Origin of the sequence: Herbinix hemicellulosilytica (genome assembly GCF_002904165.1) — a bacterium.
GTDB classification, from domain to species: Bacteria; Bacillota; Clostridia; order Lachnospirales; family Lachnospiraceae; genus Mobilitalea; species Mobilitalea hemicellulosilytica.
In genome coordinates this window covers 18,994-37,433 of sequence record NZ_CVTD020000007.1, presented here as the reverse complement: position 1 = coordinate 37,433, position 18,440 = coordinate 18,994, and the positions used below count along the sequence as shown (strand labels likewise).

Sequence of the window (18,440 nt, the reverse complement as noted above, 5' to 3'; positions counted from 1 at the left end):
TATAATAAAGAGGTAACATATGAACAAAGTAAAAAGAATTAGTGCCATAATCGGTATCATAGCTATATTGTCTCTGTATTTAGTAACCTTGCTTTTAGCTATCTTTGCCTCGGATAAGGCACCGGGATTATTTATGGCAAGTGCTTTTTGCACAGTAATTATCCCCATTATGATACACTTATTTTTAGCAGTCTATGAACGGGTGTATAAAAAACAGGATATAAAGGATTATAATTTTAATGATCCTGAAGATACTGACAATAGCGAAAACGAGTAAATATCCAATTTAAAAAGGGGGTTGCCACATATTATGCGGCAACCCCTTTAATCTTATTTTATATAATTGATACCCTCATCAAAAAATGTTCAATTAATCATATTTCTTCTTATAAACTAAATGCAGTTTTAATTGGCTCTTTATATATGATTAAACCTCTGCTTCCTCTTTTATTCTCTTAAAATATTCTTTAATGGTTTTCTCATAACCGTTGTCAGACGGAACATAAAATACATAGTCTTTGATTTCATCCGGCAGATATTGCTGCTTGACATAATTATTCTTATAATCATGGGCATATTTATAGCCTATTCCATGCCCAAGTTTTTCAGCTCCCTTATAATGGGCATCCTTAAGATAAGGGGGAATGGATGCCGTCTTTACAGTCTCAACTACTCTCATTGCCTCTCCTATTGCCTTGACTGCCGAATTGCTTTTCGGTGCAGATGCTACATATATCGCTGCCTGTGAAAGTACTATCTGAGCTTCTGGCATGCCTAACCTTTCCGCTGCCAAAGAAGCACTTACCGCAACAACTAAAGCGTTCGGATCGGCGTTTCCTACATCTTCGGCGGCACATATCATAATCCTTCTTGCAATAAAAGCCACATCTTCTCCCGCATACAACATCCGTGCCAGATAGTAAACGGCCGCATCAGGATCGGATCCTCTCATACTCTTTATGAATGCCGATATGGTATCGTAATGATTATCCCCTGTTTTATCATATAGGATTGGGCGCTTCTGGATACATTCGGAGGCTACCTCCAATGTTATGTGAATATATCCGTCATCAGACCTCTCCGTTGTAAGTACCCCCAATTCTATGGCATTGAGGGCAGTCCTTGCATCCCCATTGGCCATATCAGCCAAAAAGTCCAGGGCATCGTCATGGAGTTTTACTTTATAAGCCCCTAGCCCCCGTTCTTCATCTGTAACTGCTCTGGTAATTAATATCTTGATGTCTTCCTTTTCCAAAGGTTTGAGTTCAAAGATAATAGATCTGGAAATAAGGGCTGAATTTACCTCAAAATAAGGATTTTCGGTAGTCGCACCTATCAGGATAATTGTACCGTCTTCAACAAATGGCAGCAAATAATCTTGCTGGCTTTTATTGAATCTGTGAATCTCATCTATAAACAGGATTGTTCTTTTCCCGTACATTCCCAGATTACTCTTTGCTTCTTCTATTACGGACTCCATTTCTTTCTTGCCTGATGTCGTTGCATTTAACTGCATAAATATGGAACTTGTCGTATTGGCAATAACCTTGGCAAGAGTGGTCTTCCCTGTCCCGGGAGGGCCGTAAAATATTATGGAACTTAATTTATCCGCTTTAATGGCACGATAAAGCAGCTTATCTTTGCCTATAATATGTTTTTGGCCAACCACCTCATCAAGAGTTCGCGGCCGAAGCCTGGAAGCTAAAGGAGCTTCCTTTTCCAGAGCATTGTTTCTCATATAATCAAATAAATCCACAATGCCACCTCCCGTTTATACTAAAGTAAATGTCCATTTATATTGCAATTTTAAGGATAATGTGCATAATAATAATTAATAAAACAAGTTGTGTATTTAAAAAGAGGTGATAAAATGAATCTCCCTAAAGATCCATATATTCTCTTAAGTTACATCAACACAAAATTAAGAAACGAGTTTCATTCATTGGACGATTTATGCCAAAGCCTTCATGCGGATTATGAAGAACTTACATCTTCCCTGGCATCCATCGGCTACGTTTATGATAGCGTAAAAAATCAGTTTATCCAAAAAGACTGATATACTATTGGCAATTTATCTTTTGCTTCGAATAAAAACCAGCGCATTAAAAGCAAAATACCCAATCAATGCACCTATGCTGTCGATACACACATCCTTTATTTCTCCGCTTCTTCCGGGAACAAAAGTCTGATGATACTCATCGGATGCAGCATAAAGTACGGTTAAACCTATTGCAGTCAGGGCCAGTTTTATGCCTTTTAAACCGGACTTTGATAACGGCCAGGCCCAAGCTGCGGCAAGCAAGGCAAACTCCGTAACATGTGCTCCTTTTCTCACTATATGATCCAAAATTTCTACCTCATATAGCCTTTCTTCTTCAGTTTTTGTCCTGCCGGTAATACCTTCATATACCGAATAGATCTTATTTGCTATTCTCATACTGCTTTTTCCGGAAATATCGGCCGGCTTTGACGAAAAAGCAAATATAACAATCATCATACATAAAGCAGGAATAAAGTAAAGGATTCTTTTCATAATTAGTCTCCCGTTTACGCACTCTTTAAAGTGAATTATACCATATGGCGGGTAAAATTCAAACATATGTTTTAATCTCCCTTAATCAGGCAGTAATATACCCCAGTTAGGGCCAGCCTTAAATATATGCTTTACTTCCCACCGTAAGGTCATAAGCTTCTGCCTGCTTGCTTATATCAGATGCTGCTGATATAATTAAGCAAGAAAAAATTTTGGGAGGAAATAAAATGGATCAGTCCCTGGAATCATATAAAACCATATACCAAGGCGGTACAGGCGAAATCATAATGAAAAAGTCAAGATTTATAGCAACTGTCAGTCCAGCGGAAACCGAAGAAGAAGCTCTTGATTTTATTCAGCAGTTAAAGAAAAAATATTGGGATGCAACCCATAACTGCTATGCGTATATAATAGGTATAAAAAATCCCGTAATGCGGTGTTCCGATGACGGAGAACCCAGCAAAACAGCCGGCAAGCCCATGCTCGATGTCCTTATCGCCAAAGAATTAACCAATCTGGTTGTGGTGGTAACCCGCTATTTCGGAGGAACCCTGCTTGGTACCGGCGGTTTGGTAAAAGCATACCAGACAGCTACAATAGAAGGTCTAAATAACAGTATAATCATAAGTAAGGAGCCGGGGGTCCATATGCGGCTTATAACCGACTATAATCTTGTCGGTAAAATCCAATACTATCTTGGTCAGGAAAATTATCATATACTTTCATCAGACTATACGGATACTGTAGCGCTTGATGTTATAATACCTGCAGATAAAGTTAATGCTTTTCAAAAAAAGCTGGCAGATCTGTCAAACGGAACACTAAAAGCTGCAGAAATAAAAAAGACATACTATGCCCTTATTGAAGGACAAGTACATCTTCTATAAAAACCCATGCTGTGAATTTGCCGCTTTATTTTCGGTGCCTGTCCGATTAAAGCCTGCAAAATCACAGCATGGGTTCCGTCAAACACATCTGAAGAAGTGTTAATACTGTATGTATTTAGGACAATTCATACTGCCTCAAGTGTTATCAGGTCGTCTACAATCTCTACCATCGAAATAGGTGTAACTGTGTTTCTGTGCAAAATTTTTGCGATTGCTTCAACCTTATCTCTGGAATATGATATCCCCTCAATTTCTTCAACTTCTTTACTTCCGTCCAAATATTTAGCGATCAGTATTCCATAATAAGGTTCGTCAGTGTCAGAGCTTCTGTTTTCAGTAATGTTATACTCCAGCCTCATAATTCTGTTGTCTTCCAATGTCACTTCATTGCTAAATAACAGACTCATCTTTTTCATTTTCATCCCCCATTATATTGAAACTTCCCGAAAACGGCTGACAAATATAATTATACACTGAATATTATACGAAATAAAGTGAAATTTAACGCACCTTTCCGTAGAGTTCGTTAGTTTTCGACACATCTTTTCATTTTATATACAATGCCCCTATATAATGTTAAATTATAAAAATAATACAACAATATATAGAATTATTAGAAAAAGACAAGTTTTATCCGTTTTCCCTAAAATTGGTATTTTATTCCTATAAAACGGTAATCCTTTATATGTAAAGATTTTATACTTTATTTAATAAGAATAATTTGTTATACTCTTCTTAGTCCGAAGTCCATGCATTTTTAATGCAAATTGGAGGTTACTATGAATTACAGTAAAAAAGGAATTGAGCAAAAGCAAAATTATATAAAGTCAAATGCCAGACGCCTTACATCAAAATTCAGGATAACTGTATTCCGCTTATGCGTTATTGCTGCCGTTGTGGCGGTAATAATCGGTGCATATGCGGGTTTTGGTTATTTAAAAGGATTGATTGACAGTGCGCCTGACATTACCCAGATTGACGTAAGCCCCAAGGGTTTTACCACAAAAGTATATGACAGCGAAGGCAACGTTATTGAAAATCTGATAGGCGCCGAGGCAAACCGCGAATATGTTACCATAGATCAAATTCCGAAAATAGTCCAAGATGCATTTATCTCTATTGAGGACGAGAGATTCTACGAACATGACGGAATTGATATCAGAGGTATACTCAGGGCCTTTTTCTCAGGTATAAAAGGCGGCGAGTTTGACCAGGGAGCCAGCACAATTACCCAGCAGCTTATAAAGAATCAGGTTTTTGACGGAGGCAGGGAGCAAAAATTTATTGACCGACTGAAGCGTAAAATTCAGGAGCAGTATTTGGCTATCCAATTGGAAAACCGGATGGATAAAAAGCAGATACTTGAATATTATCTTAATACCATTAATCTCGGCTCCGGTACATATGGAGTTCAGACGGCATCAAAGAGATATTTTAATAAAAATGTCTGGGAACTTAATTTGTCCGAAGCAGCGGTACTGGCTGCCATAGCACAATTGCCGGTATATCATAATCCCATCACCAACCCGGAAAGAAACGAAGCCAGAAAGAACAAGATTCTTAGCCTGATGCTCGAACAGGGCAAATGTACTCAAAAAGAATACGACGAGGCCATGGCTGATGATGTTTATGCCAGAATTCAGGCCGTAAACGAAGAATATTCTTCAACTTCATATTACAGCTATTTTGTAGATGAATTAATAGACCAGCTAATGAATGATCTTCAGTCCGAACTGGGTTATACCCAGTCAGAGGCTTTGGATTTAATATATAGCGGCGGTCTAAGAATAATAACAACTATGGATCCCACTATCCAAAGAATTGTTGATGAAGTAATTTCTGACGAATCATATTATCCAGAAATGGGCATATCATATTATGAGTTGAATTATGCCATTTCAATTCAAAAGAATGATGAAGAGAAAACAACTAAACATTATCACAGCTCAGACCTGCTAGAATACTTTAAAAACTATTCCGATCCGGATAATTTATATGCGGATGAAAAGGGCAGAAAATTTTCCTTATACTTTAAAGATAAGGATGACATGCTCAAAAAAATTGAAGAATTTAAAGCATCCATACTAGAAGAAGGCGATAAAATCCTGCTTGAAAGGATTAATATGACTATCCAACCTCAAATTTCCTTTGTGGTTATTGATCAGCATACAGGCCATGTTGTGGCTATAGCCGGCGGCAGAGGCGAAAAGGTTGGTAACCGTACCTTAAACAGGGCTACTGATACAAAAAGACAGCCCGGTTCAACCTTTAAGGTCCTGTCTACTTATTTACCCGCACTGGATATGGCCGGTTTTACCCTGGCAAGCGTTCAGGACGATTCAGGCCCATACTATTATCCCGGTACCAAGGTTGAGGTCAGCAACTGGAGATCGAAAAAAGAATATGAAGGATTGGTAACTCTTCGTAAAGGTATTTATGATTCTATGAACATAGTTACAGTCAAGACCCTGGCTGAAGTTACACCAAAGGTAGGTTATGAATATCTTAAAAAACTTGGTTTTACTACCCTGGTTGAGTCCAGAACGGAAGCCGACGGCAGAGTGGTATCAGACATAAACCTTCCTATGGCTCTGGGAGGGCTTACGGACGGTGTAACCAATCTGGAACTGACGGCAGCATATGCAGCCATTGCCAATAAAGGGGTATATATTGAGCCCATATTCTATACAAAGGTTCTGGATCAAAACGGCAAGGTTCTCCTTGAAAAACACCCTATGAAAGAACAGGTAATGAAAGAATCAACGGCCTGGCTTCTAACAAATGCCATGGAAGACGTTGTTAAAATCGGAACTGGTACCAATCTGCGACTCAGAGAAATCGATATGCCCATAGCCGGTAAAACCGGATCAACTTCGGATTATAATGATTTGTGGTTTTCCGGTTATTCTCCTTATTATACCGCCACAGTCTGGGCCGGTTTTGACAACAACAAGACAATGGTGGACCGTACCTTTAACAGAGTTATCTGGCGTACCATTATGGAGAGAATCCATATTGAAAAAGGCCTGGAAAAACAAAGCTTTCCTATGCCCAATTCTATAGTTACAGCAAAGATATGCACAAAATCCGGAAAATTGGCCGTAGAGGGCTTATGTGACCACTATTTGGGTGGAAATACGATAAAAACAGAATACTTTGCCAAGGGAACAGAACCTACAGAAAAATGTGACGTACATGTAAAAGCTACAATCTGTACCGAATCATCGGCTCTCGCTACCGAATATTGTCCTGCAAATAAGCAGAAAGAGGCCGTATACCTTGACAAAACAGAAACCGGTACTACTTATGACACCCCTTATATCCTTCCTAAAGAAACATGTCATATTCATACCGGCAACTATTATGAAGATGAACCGCCTTTTGCTCCTTCCGATGATAATTATTTCAATGAATACTATTTTGAAGATAATTTTAACGATTTTTTCACTAACTTTAGGTAGTTTGCCTGATATTATATAATTAGTTACCGAAAATTAAATACTAAGATATAGTTTAAAAGATAAAAGACACATAGTGTACTATAACGCCAATAGGCCACAGTAAAGTACACTATGTGTTTTTGTTTGAATTTAAAATAATAAAACACCTGCTGCTTTATTTAACTGTATTTCGTTCTAAACAACAAATTGCTTAAGCAGGTGTTTTCAATTAAAAATTGACATTTATGAATCTGTTATATGAATTTGTTCTTATAGTAAAATTTTTAATCCGTATTAGATTGGCTTAAATTTATGATTTCATCTTCGGATTAAAGAACCATGAAGCAATATATGAAAAAATAAGCGCTGCCGAAATTCCGACTGCCGATGCGGTAAAACCGCCTTTAAAAATTCCGATAAATCCTTCCTGATCCACAGCTTTTTTTATACCCTTAAACAGGGCATTTCCAAAGCCGGTCAAAGGAACATTGGCTCCGGCTCCAGCCCACTTTGAAAAAGGTTCGTATATACCGATAGCTCCAAGAACAGCACCCAAACAGACTAATATTACCATTACCCTCCCTGGCATCAGTTTTGTTTTATCAAGTAATATTTGTGTCAGTGCGCATATGGCCCCACCAACCAAAAAGGCGATAACATAATCCATTAAAAATCTACTCCTTTCTTCTGTTACCTTGCCTCTACCATAACCGCATGAGCAATACACGGTATCGTATTTCCTTCATTAAAGCTGACCTGGGAAAGCAGAGCTCCTGTCGGGATAAACAATATCCTTCTCCAGTTTCTTTCCCTTAACTGCTTTAATATATAAGCTGCAAATGTTATGGCAGAACAGCCGCATCCGCTTCCGCCTGCATGGGTATCCTGGGATTCCTGATCAAAGATTTCCATACCGCAGTCCATATGTTGATTTGTAATGTCGTAGCCTACTTCTTTCAGCAATTCTATCAGTATATTCTTGCCCACATATCCCAGATCTCCGGTAATTATTTTATCGTAATAATCCGGTTTGATACCAAAATCTTCGAAGTTCTGCTTTATGGTGTCAAAAGCGGCTGGAGCCATTGCGGCACCCATATTCATAGAGTCCTTTATTCCGTAATCCACTATTTTGCCTGTAGTAAATCCGGTAATAACGATATCCGGTTCTCCTGTATTTTTATTAGGATCTTTTTGATTTGATATAATAACCGCTCCGGACCCGGTGACGGTCCAGGATGCAGAGTAAGGCCGCTGATTGCCGTAATCCAGTGGGAATCTGAACTGTTTTTCCGCCCCGGCAAAATGGCTTGAAGTAATAGCCATAACTTTATTTGCATATCCTCCCTCTACAAGCGTGGAGCCTATAATCATGGCTTCACCCATGGTAGAGCATGCTCCGAAGACACCGAATACAGGTATGCCAAGTTCCGCAATACCGAAAGATGTCGCTATTAGCTGACCAAGCAGGTCTCCGCCTATCAGATACCTGATATCGGTATTTTTAAGGCCTGCTTTTGTCAGAACCTTTTGTGCCGCCATTTTCATCAGTTCGCTTTCAGCCGCCTCCCAGTTTTCCTTGCCGACCATCGGGTCTTCAACTATTTGGTCAAACAAGGTACCAAGCGGTCCTTCACCTTCTTTTTTCCCTGCTATGGAGGATGCTGCAATTATATACGGTGGCTTCCTAAAAGCGACACTTTGCTTTCCTACAATCTTACTTACGCTTGTTTCATTGCCGGTATTTGCTTCCTGCATATTGCCACTGAGATTTTCCGCCATTTTCCCAACTCCCATCGTGCTTACTTTTTACTTTTTTATTCTTATACAACTCCAACCTGTTTTAAAATATAATAGATTAAACCCAATACCCATGACGAAAATATTCCGTATAAAATTACAGGTCCTGCTATTGTAAATACCTTACATCCGATCCCGAATACCTGTCCCTCTTTCTTGTATTCAACTGCAGGAGCGGCTACAGAATTGGCAAATCCGGTAATAGGAACCAATGTTCCTGCACCGCCGAATTTGGCCAGTTTCTGGTACAAACCGACTCCTGTCAGAAAAACAGACAGGAAAACAAGGCAAATTGTAGTATATGCCTTTGCCAATTCTATATCTCCCGACCTCTTTAAAAAGAAATTAGTAAGCCCCTGGCCGATAACGCAAATAAAACCGCCTACAATATACGCTGCCACGCAGTTTTTTACCGTACTGAATGTCGGTGTGACCTGCTTTACATATTGATTGTATTTTTCATCTCTTATCGTCTTGTTGGTTTCCCTTATTATATCAGATACTGTATTCTTCTCCTTTTCCACTTAAGTCACCTCCCAGAAAACATATTCAGCAATCCTGCTCAATTCTTATATTCACCAGTGTCCCGTCAATATCCCTTTTCTTTTCTCCTGTAAGAAAACCTACGCAAAGCACAACAGCAACTGCGGCTATAATTAGCAGGGTTGCCACTACAATAATTTTTCGTTTTTTTATCATAAACATCCCTCCCAGCAAACGGCTTTTTATCAAGATTTATTTGAATAAATATAAGAATTTCCGCCTTTTAATGGATATATTTTATAGCATAAAATTGAAAAATTTTATTTATATAAAAAAGCATCAGTTTATTTATCCTGATGCTTTTTGTTTACATTTACCTATATTATTATGTGTTTTTAGAAAATTACTATACTGGAAAATCCATGAATTTAAGCACCGAGCTTATCTTTTAGTATTTTTAAAATTCTTTTTTCCATTCTGGAAACCTGAACCTGTGAAATACCAAGTTCTTTTGCTATATCGGTCTGAGTTCTATCATTAAAATATCTAAGCTTGATTATTTCCTGTTCCCTTTCATCCAGGGAAGCAATAACTTCTCTTAATGCAAGCTTATCTATCATATTTTCGCTTTCATCTTTTGATTGTGCCAATTTATCTATCAGATATATTGGGCTTCCGTCACTTTGGTATATGGTTTTATAAAGTGATTCAACTTCGGCTCCTGTTTCAAGAGCCATCAAAATTTCATCCTTTGGAAGTTTTAATTCTTCTTCTATCTCTTCTATGGTTGGTTCTTTACCGTACATATTGCTGTATTTTTCTCTGTACGCTCTTATTTTGGCGGCATTTTCCTTTAGTGACCTGCTTACCTTAATCATACCGTCGTCCCTTAAAAACCGTTTTATTTCACCGGTTATCATAGGGACAGCATAAGTAGAAAATTTAACATCATAAGAACAGTCAAATTTATCAATTGCTTTAATCAATCCGATACTGCCAATCTGAAACAAATCTTCCATTTCATAACCTCGGTTGGCAAACCTTCTTACTATACTCCATACCAAACCGACATTTTCAGCTACAACCCTGTCCCGGGCTTCCTTATCGCCTTCCTTACTCCTTTTAATCAATTCCAGCGTATCCACATTAAACCCCACTCCCTTCGGTTAAGTTTAGGCCTAATTATCCGGTATGCTGTGTATAACCTTTAATTGCTTCTTTACCTATCCGTTTTCTCATTCTTACTAAAGTACCTTCTCCGACTACAGATTCCACCTCAAGCTCGTCCATAAAAGCCTCCATAAAGGAAAAACCCATACCAGACCTCTCAAGATCCGGCCTGGTTGTATATAACGGCTCCATGGCCTTATTTATATCTTCAATGCCTACTCCGTTATCTTCTACTTCAACAGTTATTTCATCTCCCGAAATGGAGCATCTCATGGTAATAATGCCGATTTTGTCAGGATATCCATGAATTATGCAGTTTGTTACAGCTTCGGATACGGCTGTTTTTATATCTGCAAGCTCCTCTAAAGTTGGGTCCATTGTTGCCGCAAAAGCCGCAACCACAGTTCTTGCAAAACTTTCATTTTGAGACCTGCTTTCAAACTCCAATACCATTCGATTAGTATTATCCATAAATACTTATTCCCCTTTCCTATTACTTATATCTATATAAAACTTTGCAAAGCTGCTTCAACCGTATCGTACTTCTCTATAATTTTATAAAGGCCGGAAAGCCTTAAAATTCGGTCTATAGCAGAACTCACATTGGCCACGGCTATTTTCCCCCCAATGAAAACCAACTTTTTATATCTGCCCATGATAACCCCAATACCTGCACTATCCATAAAATCGGTACCTGAAAAATCAAATATAATATACTTTATATGATTCCTGTCAATCAGCTTATCCGACTGTTCTCTTATTTTTACCGCATTGTGATGGTCTAACTCGTCATTCAGTCTGATAATCAGGCATCTTTGGTAGATTTCATAGCTTGTCCCCTCCTTTCCCGTCCTTACGTCCGGTTTATAATACCTTTTGCTATCTTGCATTAAAACTTAACCTCCATTCTGTTGGATATAGTTATATTTTTACATATTATTCCAGTTATAGTCAAGTTAAAAATAATTATTAAGATATCCCGTCCTTTATAAACAAGGTATACCAATACCTTCTCTGTTTTATGTCTAAAAAGGTTCTATAATAAATGTTGGGGTAAGTGAATCATTTAGTTCACAACCCCAGCATTTTAGTTTATAATAAAAAAACCTCCCAGTGCCAGTCAATAAGTAGACCACCAGGAGGTAAATAAATATGCTTAATAAGCATATCACATCTTTATTAAATTTGGAAGGTATTTTTGTAAAAAAAATCAACCACGCAGATAATTATTTAAAAATTTATATTGAAACAAAAGCCACAACACAGATTTGCCCTTGTTGTCATCAACAAACTAAACAGATACATGATTACCGTTATCAAAAAATTAAAGATTTACCTTTACAGTTCAAAGACTGCTATCTAATTCTTAAAAAAAGGCGGTATCGTTGTAAGTGTGGAAAACGTTTTTATGAAAAATATCCCTTTTTAGCTAGATATCAGCAACGAACCACTCGTCTTACTCAATACATAGCTAATGAATTACGAAATTCGGTTTCTATAAAAGCTGTTGCTGAAAAATCTAATGTATCTCATTCAACGGTCACTAGAATTCTGGATACTATTCATTATTCTAGTTTCCCTTTGAAAGATGCTATTGCTATTGATGAATTTAAAGGTAACGCTGAAACAGGTAAATATCAATGTATTATTGTTAATCCTAAAAAGAATTACATTATGGACATCCTACCTGACAGAACACAATCTCATCTTTCTGCTTATTTTAGAGAAATGAATCGTAATGAAAGGCATCGGGTAAAATTCTTTGTTTGTGATATGTGGCAGCCATATGTTGATTTAGCTTATAGTTATTTTCCTAATGCTGTAGTAATTATTGATAAATATCATTTCATAAGGCATGTAACCTGGGCAATAGAAAATGTACGTAAAAGAATACAAAAATCCATGTCTCCTACTTTGAGAAAATACTACAAAAGAAGCCGTAAATTAATTCTTACCAGGTATTATAAGTTAAAGGATGAAGATAAAAAAGCCTGTGATCTTATGCTGCTTTATAACGATGATTTAAGGAAAGCTCATATGCTTAAAGAATGGTTTTATGATATTTGTCATAATGAAAAGTATTCTATTCAAAGAAAAGAATTATTTGAATGGATAAAGAATGCAGAAAACTCAGGCATTAAAGAGTTTAAAAAATGTGCAGCAACTTTCCGACATTGGTCAAAAGAAATACTAAATGCATTTAAATATGGCTTAACCAATGGTGTAACAGAGGGATTTAATAATAAAATAAAGGTACCTAGCGTATATCGTATGGTATAAAAAACTTTGAAAGATTTCGTACACGTATCTTACATTCTTGCAATTAAGTAAAAATAAATATGACTGGCCCGAGGTTTATTTGTCATGCCCAAAAACAGGGATTAATGAATCAATCATAAAAATAGGCTCTAAGCCTAGTGTTTTAACATAATTCAAACATATCATACCCCAACACTTGACAAAGAGCCTCTAAAAAAAGCCGTTATTTATGCTTCACATTAGGATACAACAATCCGTATGTGAATGCATAAATAACGGCAAAATTTATAAACAGCCTAATTCTTCAAAAGAATGAGATATGGCTTACTATTTTTCATTATAATCTTTTTATGTAATTGATATATTAATCAGGCAAACTTTCCAAAAATTCTGCTGCACTCTGATATCTTCTGGAATCGGCAAAATCATTTACTATCATTTCATAATAAGTCCGGGCACTCTCATAATCCTCAAGCCTATGATATGACCGGGCAATAAAATAGATAGCATCTACATTGGTCTGGTCATAATTATATGCCAGGAACAGTTCATCCAGTGCTTGTTCATATTTATAGTCACTGTATAATTTATGCCCTATGTCATAATGTATTTTCGATACAACCGGGAAAATATCCTGCTTAAGCCGGTCTATAAGCAGAAGGGATTGTTCGGATTCATATTTGTCGGTATCTATGTTTCTTAAAATCTCGGCTATCTGCGAATAATCCCTGTCTCTTTCCCTTTTTTTAAGCTCATCCATATATAGGGAAGCTGCTTCAAATAAAGGGTCGTACAATTCAGGATTTACTTCCGGCATTTCAATACCGTCAAGTTCGGCCTGCAGGTCATTTATCTTTTGGCTTAATTCTGCATTTTCTTCCTGAAGCTTTGCAATAGCAGCCTCTTTTTCTTCCAAAGCGGCAAGCCCCGCACTGTAATCTACATAATCCTGATTGTTATCGGCTACGTTATTTCTTTTTATTGAGGGAACTATCAGGAATGCCGTTACGGCAACGCCTATCAATACCCCGATAATCAAATTAACAAACGCCATAATATTGGGCTTATCTTCCCTGTAAGAAGAAATAGGCATAATTGTGGAACTGTCATGACTTAAAGAAGCCTCTCCCTCCTGCCCGCCAGCAGGTTTTTGCTCCAGCTCATTCATATATCTTAAGGTTGTAGTATTTGATACATCTATTTTAGATGCCCGAAGTAAACATTTTCTTGCTTTTTCAATCTCACCATTTTTAATATATAAGATTGAAAGTAAGTGATAAGCTCTTATAAAATGGGGATTTAACTGAAGAACTCTCTTTAATTGTATTATAGCGAGATCATCACTTCCCTGTTTGGCAAACGTAAGCGCATTATTATACCGTTTAATAGCCTGGTTTAGGGCATCCAGTCTTGTAGGATTTTCCTGTACGGCATTAATATATTTATCTGCATCATTATCATCCGGTTTAAAATGCCGGCTGATTACCCATTCGGTAAGTGCAGCTACCGTTTCACCCATTTCAAAATATACCAGTCCCAGCAGGTTTCTGGCATTAGTATTCCTTTTATTGAATTCCAGACTCTTTCTTAAAGCAATAACCGCTCCGGATAAATCTCTTACTTTTGCTTTTTCAAGCCCCAAATTATAGTACATATTGGAAGCTTTGTATATCCTTTTGTATAAAGTCAAATCCTGCCCACATCGGTCACAGCGACTTCTTTTTTCAGAAACCATGCCATGGCAATTCGGACAAACCATATAATCCCCACCTAACTTCACTCATCAAAATGAATTATTCTCTTTATCCTTAAGTAACGCTTTTAAAATGTCAGAGATATCCGTCAAATCATTGTTGTTGATCAAGTCTTCCGCTTGTTCTATTTCAGGACTCGGTTGAAATTTTTCGATTTCTTCTTCAAAATTAATCATAATCATTTCTCCTTATCTATAATGATGATTTTAGGAATATCTCAAAAATTTCTATATTCTAACTATCATCATACTCATAATAATACTAAAAATCAAGTGTTTATACTATTATATAGCAATTTTTATAAAATCTTCATTCCGTCCACAATTCCGTTACTTAAAAGCCACATATTTTTCAGTCCTTTATACTTGACTAACCGGTCAAATAGTTTACAATAAAAGTGCTTAACTTTTAATCTAAATTATATACATGTAAAACAGGAAATATAATATAAATAAATAATTAAAACCGATATTGCTGTTTGAAAGTACTTTGCTAAAGCAGCATATTTAACTCTTATTGATAAGGCAGAGGTAGTGTTATGATAAAAACAACAATAAAAATTATCGATATGTTTTTTAAAAAAATAAAAGATGATCATATATCTGCCTTCTCGGCTCAGGCAGCATTTTTTATCATCATATCTTTCTTTCCGTTTATCATGTTTTTATTAAGCATTGTTCCATTTTTTAATATTCAGGAAAGCACCATTCTGAAGATTTTTATACAGGTTTTTCCTAAGGCTTTTAACTCATTAATAGTCCGGGTTATAACCGAAATTTATGACCTCACCAATTCAGGAACTGTAATTTCTGTTACCGCTCTTACTGCCCTTTGGTCGGCAGGCAAAGGTTTTCTTGCAATAATGAAAGGTTTAAATTCCGTTTATGAAATCCAGGAAACCAGGCATTCAATATTTCTAAGAATTGTTTCAACCCTGTATACTCTTATATTTGCCATAATGATAATCATCAGTATGACAATTTTTGTATTCGGAAACAGATTATACCTGTGGATAACCCAGAGGTTTTCCGTTTTACACGATTTAGCCCTGGTGATTATAAGCATTCGTACAATGGTAGGCCTGATTGCCCTGTTTATTTTCTTCTTAATAATATACAAGTTTGTACCAAACCGACAAACCAAACTGTCCAAAGAAGTCCCGGGAGCCTTTGTTTGTGCTGCGGGATGGATGGGATATTCCTATGCTTTTTCATATTACATTGACCATTATTCCAATTATTCTTCCATGTACGGAAGCCTTACAACCATTGTGCTGTTTATGCTTTGGATGTATTTTTGCATGTATATCCTCTTTTTAGGTGCGGAGATCAACATACTCCTTCAAAACAAAGATTTAATAAACAAAGTAAAACAACTTTATAAAAATGAAATCCATTACGCAAGCTCACACGCAGAGAGGGGCGAACAATAAAATATGCAGGATTCATATTCAACAGTCTCCGCATAAAGAAACTGAGTTGAATATAAATCCTGCCTAATATTTATGCTATTCATAAATAAAACCTATATTGGTTCCTCTGTAAAAATACGAAATTATCTCATCGTATTTTTTCCCTGCATCAGCCAATGATTTAACACCGTTCTGACTTAATCCTACCCCGTGACCGTAACCTCCTCCGGTAAGAGTTATACTTTTTAGCTTTCCGTTTTCCTTATTCTGCTCTATAAAAAAGAATGCGCTGGGAAGCAAAGTCAAATTGTTTATGCCTTTTTCATCCTGCCGATAAACCGTAGCATTAACCGGTGCCAGAAGGGCTCTTATATTGTACTCTGTCTGCACCTTTATTGTCCTTTCGGTCCCTTGTATAATAAGCTCATATATAATTCCGCCTGTTCCCCTCTTTGCCACGGATATATCAAGAATATCCCCTACTGTTTCCACCGGCATACTTTCAAATACTGCATTTTTATCCGTAGGCTTATTTGAAACAAGAGTTTGTATAAAATCAGGATTTGCCTTGTATCTTGCTGAAAGCTTATCGTTTATATTATTCTTTATATCGTCTGCATTTATTGTTACCTGCCACCTGTACCAGGCAAAATCGCTGTCATAGGTATTATAATCTTTATCAAGAATAAAAGTCCTGAAATTATCCTCATTGGTTAAATCACTGTAGATATTGGTTTTCTGATTTGATATGACACTCTCACTCTCATCTTCTGCGGAAAGCAGCCTTCCTTTCAGGAATGGCAAATCTTTTCCGTTAGGCCATACATATTCCACGTCGGTTGTATGCCCGCAGGAAGTAGAAAAATAATATGCCGCAACCACATCTCCATTGTATTCTACGACTTTTCCGTAAGTTTCCTTGACGGCAAGAATGGATTCTTCATTTTCTTCTATATTGTTGTAAACCTGATATGCTACGCTGTCGTCTACATGAGCTCCGTATGCACTTAAGCTGTTTGCCAAAAGATGGCGATATGCATAGCTTCTTGCGCAAACCGCCTGCACTTTTAACGGCTCAAGACCGTAATATGTGGGCATTTCGCTGGGTATAACCGCATACAGATATTCCTCCAGGGGCAATTCATTTACAATCAGAAGCCCCTTGTCTTCCTGTGTAATCTCTATTCTCCCCCTGTATTTAGGAGTACCCGTAGAGCGCTCTATTGACAACAACTTAATTTTGCCTTCCTCCGAAACAGGCTCTATTATTACTCTTCCCAAAGACAGCATCTTGTCTCCCGGCTCTAAAGTCAAAGTTTCAGAAGCGCTATAGCGGGTTTCGCTTTCACCGGTTCTTACTACATAATCGGAAGTCGCCCCTATTTCAACCTGCTTATGATATATATCTTTAAATCCCGTAGTATGAAGAAGCACCCTAATTCTTTCGGCTTTTATACTTTCCTTGATGAGTGCGGCGCTGATTTTTCCTTCGGATACCACAAAATCCGTGGTGTCATATCCTACCAGAATTCCGCTTGTCTGTTCCATTGACAATTCGCCGTAAATCTTATATATTTTATAGTCATCATCCAGCGGAATTTTTCCGTAACCTTCGATTTCTATAAAATCTTCACCCGACAGCAATACTTTTCCTGTTATAATATCAGGCTTGATACTGATACCGACTACATTTCCGTTTTCAATAGCAATATCACCGACTATCTCTTCAATATCCTGGGAAAGTTTAAACTGAGCCTGGAACTCTTTATGTACTCCGTTTATAAAAGTATCAATTTTAAGTTCTTTACCCTGTTTAATCCAGACATTTTTAATTGTAATTTTACCGGTATAAATATTTTTTATATATATAATTTCATTTTTACAGGCCAACACTTCTATTCCTTTATTATTGAAACGCCTCAGTACCTCTTCCCCGGTTAGCCTGTCATAAGGCCTGTCTGCTTCGGGATTATAAAACTTTTCGTAATCCATTGAATTCACATAAAAATATTTCCCTTGGTCGGTAACTATTCTGTCTTTGCCGTCCTCGGCTATTTCACGGTCCAGGACAAAAAGAATCTCGTCCTTAACAATTTTCTCATCCTCAGGAAGCAAATCAAGAATGGCATTATACAATTCCAAAAATTGAGGTATCAGCATTTCGCTTTCAGCCTTCAGAAAATCAAAAGAAATTCCTGAATACACCCCTTGCAGTATTGGCTTTTTAGTAATAAGTTTATCGATTAAAAATTTGCATTCCCCAAGTGTCAAAGCCTCTTTGGGGGATACGGTTATATTTTCGTCTATCAGGCCCATTCTCCAAATGGCATTTACATACCTGTCATACCAATCAGACATATCTTTATCGGCATAAGTAATCCCCATCGGCAGAGATTCTCTTTTTGCTTTGTCATATTCAAGATAGCTTAAAAGGCGGTAAGCTTCTGCCCTTGAAATAACGTTCTCTGCCAGAACATTATCTTCCTGCTTATTATCCCTATCCGCTATAATTCGTCTGATAATATTGGCCGTTAATACCATTATTATGATTACAAAACATACACCTATTATAATAAGCTTTTTCTTTATATTCATAAATATTCCCCCTTCGGGCACAGAAGCATACTTTTCTGCTTGTTGCCAAAAAACTAGTGCGGATTGTTATCCCATATGCTAATATATTATATCAGTGCACGGAATATT

The 18,440-nt window shown here is 37.1% G+C and carries 18 protein-coding genes and 1 pseudogene; 6 read left to right on the top strand and 13 right to left on the bottom strand.

Translation table 11 applies throughout. The features are described 5' to 3' along the window. Positions 1-19 precede the first annotated feature (19 nt). Complete coding sequence (locus tag HHT355_RS00930; RefSeq protein WP_103201586.1) at positions 20-277, top strand: hypothetical protein; 258 nt, start codon at positions 20-22, stop codon at positions 275-277. Positions 278-427: 150 nt separating this feature from the next. On the opposite strand, the gene HHT355_RS00925 is transcribed toward HHT355_RS00930, so the two are convergent. After that, positions 428-1,756, bottom strand: coding sequence for a replication-associated recombination protein A (locus tag HHT355_RS00925; protein WP_103201585.1), 1,329 nt, complete (start codon positions 1,754-1,756; stop codon positions 428-430). 114 nt (positions 1,757-1,870) lie between these two features. Here HHT355_RS00925 and HHT355_RS00920 point away from each other — a divergent pair, with 114 nt between their 5' ends. Continuing rightward, entirely contained in the window at positions 1,871-2,056 is a 186-nt protein-coding gene (locus HHT355_RS00920; protein WP_103201584.1) for a DUF4250 domain-containing protein, read from the top strand. 15 nt (positions 2,057-2,071) lie between these two features. On the opposite strand, the gene HHT355_RS00915 is transcribed toward HHT355_RS00920, so the two are convergent. Then, positions 2,072-2,533 carry a VanZ family protein gene (locus HHT355_RS00915; protein WP_158245849.1) on the bottom strand — a complete coding sequence of 154 codons (462 nt, stop codon included), beginning with the start codon at positions 2,531-2,533 and terminating at the stop codon, positions 2,072-2,074. Between the two features lie 227 nt (positions 2,534-2,760). Here HHT355_RS00915 and HHT355_RS00910 point away from each other — a divergent pair, with 227 nt between their 5' ends. Beyond that, complete coding sequence (locus tag HHT355_RS00910) at positions 2,761-3,420, top strand: YigZ family protein (protein ID WP_103201582.1); 660 nt, start codon at positions 2,761-2,763, stop codon at positions 3,418-3,420. A 125-nt stretch (positions 3,421-3,545) separates the two neighbouring features. Here the strand turns inward: HHT355_RS00910 and HHT355_RS00905 are convergent, their stop codons facing one another. Further along, a complete protein-coding gene (locus HHT355_RS00905) occupies positions 3,546-3,836 on the bottom strand; it encodes a DUF6514 family protein (protein ID WP_103201581.1) in 291 nt (96 codons plus the stop codon). Positions 3,837-4,199: 363 nt separating this feature from the next. Here HHT355_RS00905 and HHT355_RS00900 point away from each other — a divergent pair, with 363 nt between their 5' ends. Further along, the gene (locus HHT355_RS00900) at positions 4,200-6,881 is read left to right on the top strand and encodes a transglycosylase domain-containing protein (protein WP_103201580.1); all 2,682 of its coding nucleotides are present in this window, start codon (positions 4,200-4,202) and stop codon (positions 6,879-6,881) included. Between the two features lie 289 nt (positions 6,882-7,170). On the opposite strand, the gene spoVAE is transcribed toward HHT355_RS00900, so the two are convergent. From spoVAE to spoIIAA, 7 genes are all read right to left on the bottom strand, one after another. Continuing rightward, entirely contained in the window at positions 7,171-7,527 is a 357-nt protein-coding gene (gene spoVAE / locus HHT355_RS00895; protein WP_103201579.1) for a stage V sporulation protein AE, read from the bottom strand. 23 nt (positions 7,528-7,550) lie between these two features. Then, entirely contained in the window at positions 7,551-8,618 is a 1,068-nt protein-coding gene (gene spoVAD, locus HHT355_RS00890; RefSeq protein ID WP_103201617.1) for a stage V sporulation protein AD, read from the bottom strand. Positions 8,619-8,683: 65 nt separating this feature from the next. Next, entirely contained in the window at positions 8,684-9,184 is a 501-nt protein-coding gene (spoVAC, locus tag HHT355_RS00885; protein WP_103201578.1) for a stage V sporulation protein AC, read from the bottom strand. Positions 9,185-9,209: 25 nt separating this feature from the next. Next, positions 9,210-9,359, bottom strand: a complete 150-nt coding sequence (locus HHT355_RS13540) for a hypothetical protein (protein ID WP_158245848.1) — start codon at positions 9,357-9,359, stop codon at positions 9,210-9,212. Between the two features lie 212 nt (positions 9,360-9,571). After that, complete coding sequence (gene sigF / locus HHT355_RS00880; protein ID WP_103201577.1) at positions 9,572-10,288, bottom strand: RNA polymerase sporulation sigma factor SigF; 717 nt, start codon at positions 10,286-10,288, stop codon at positions 9,572-9,574. A 37-nt stretch (positions 10,289-10,325) separates the two neighbouring features. Further along, positions 10,326-10,784: an anti-sigma F factor gene (gene spoIIAB / locus HHT355_RS00875; RefSeq protein WP_103201576.1), complete on the bottom strand. Its 459-nt coding sequence runs from the start codon at positions 10,782-10,784 to the stop codon at positions 10,326-10,328. A gap of 32 nt (positions 10,785-10,816) precedes the next feature. Continuing rightward, positions 10,817-11,203, bottom strand: coding sequence for an anti-sigma F factor antagonist (gene spoIIAA / locus HHT355_RS00870; protein ID WP_103201575.1), 387 nt, complete (start codon positions 11,201-11,203; stop codon positions 10,817-10,819). 262 nt (positions 11,204-11,465) lie between these two features. On the opposite strand from spoIIAA, the pseudogene HHT355_RS00865 reads away from it, so the two are divergent. Then, positions 11,466-12,640 (top strand): annotated as a pseudogene (locus HHT355_RS00865) (ISL3 family transposase). Between the two features lie 296 nt (positions 12,641-12,936). Here HHT355_RS00865 and HHT355_RS00860 read toward each other — a convergent pair. After that, positions 12,937-14,331, bottom strand: a complete 1,395-nt coding sequence (locus HHT355_RS00860; protein WP_103201574.1) for a tetratricopeptide repeat protein — start codon at positions 14,329-14,331, stop codon at positions 12,937-12,939. 24 nt (positions 14,332-14,355) lie between these two features. Further along, positions 14,356-14,502, bottom strand: coding sequence for a hypothetical protein (locus HHT355_RS13690; RefSeq protein WP_170124950.1), 147 nt, complete (start codon positions 14,500-14,502; stop codon positions 14,356-14,358). 362 nt (positions 14,503-14,864) lie between these two features. Here HHT355_RS13690 and HHT355_RS00855 point away from each other — a divergent pair, with 362 nt between their 5' ends. Beyond that, entirely contained in the window at positions 14,865-15,758 is an 894-nt protein-coding gene (locus tag HHT355_RS00855) for a YihY/virulence factor BrkB family protein (protein ID WP_103201573.1), read from the top strand. A 75-nt stretch (positions 15,759-15,833) separates the two neighbouring features. On the opposite strand, the gene HHT355_RS00850 is transcribed toward HHT355_RS00855, so the two are convergent. Continuing rightward, positions 15,834-18,332: a SpoIID/LytB domain-containing protein gene (locus HHT355_RS00850; RefSeq protein ID WP_103201572.1), complete on the bottom strand. Its 2,499-nt coding sequence runs from the start codon at positions 18,330-18,332 to the stop codon at positions 15,834-15,836. Positions 18,333-18,440 lie beyond the last annotated feature (108 nt).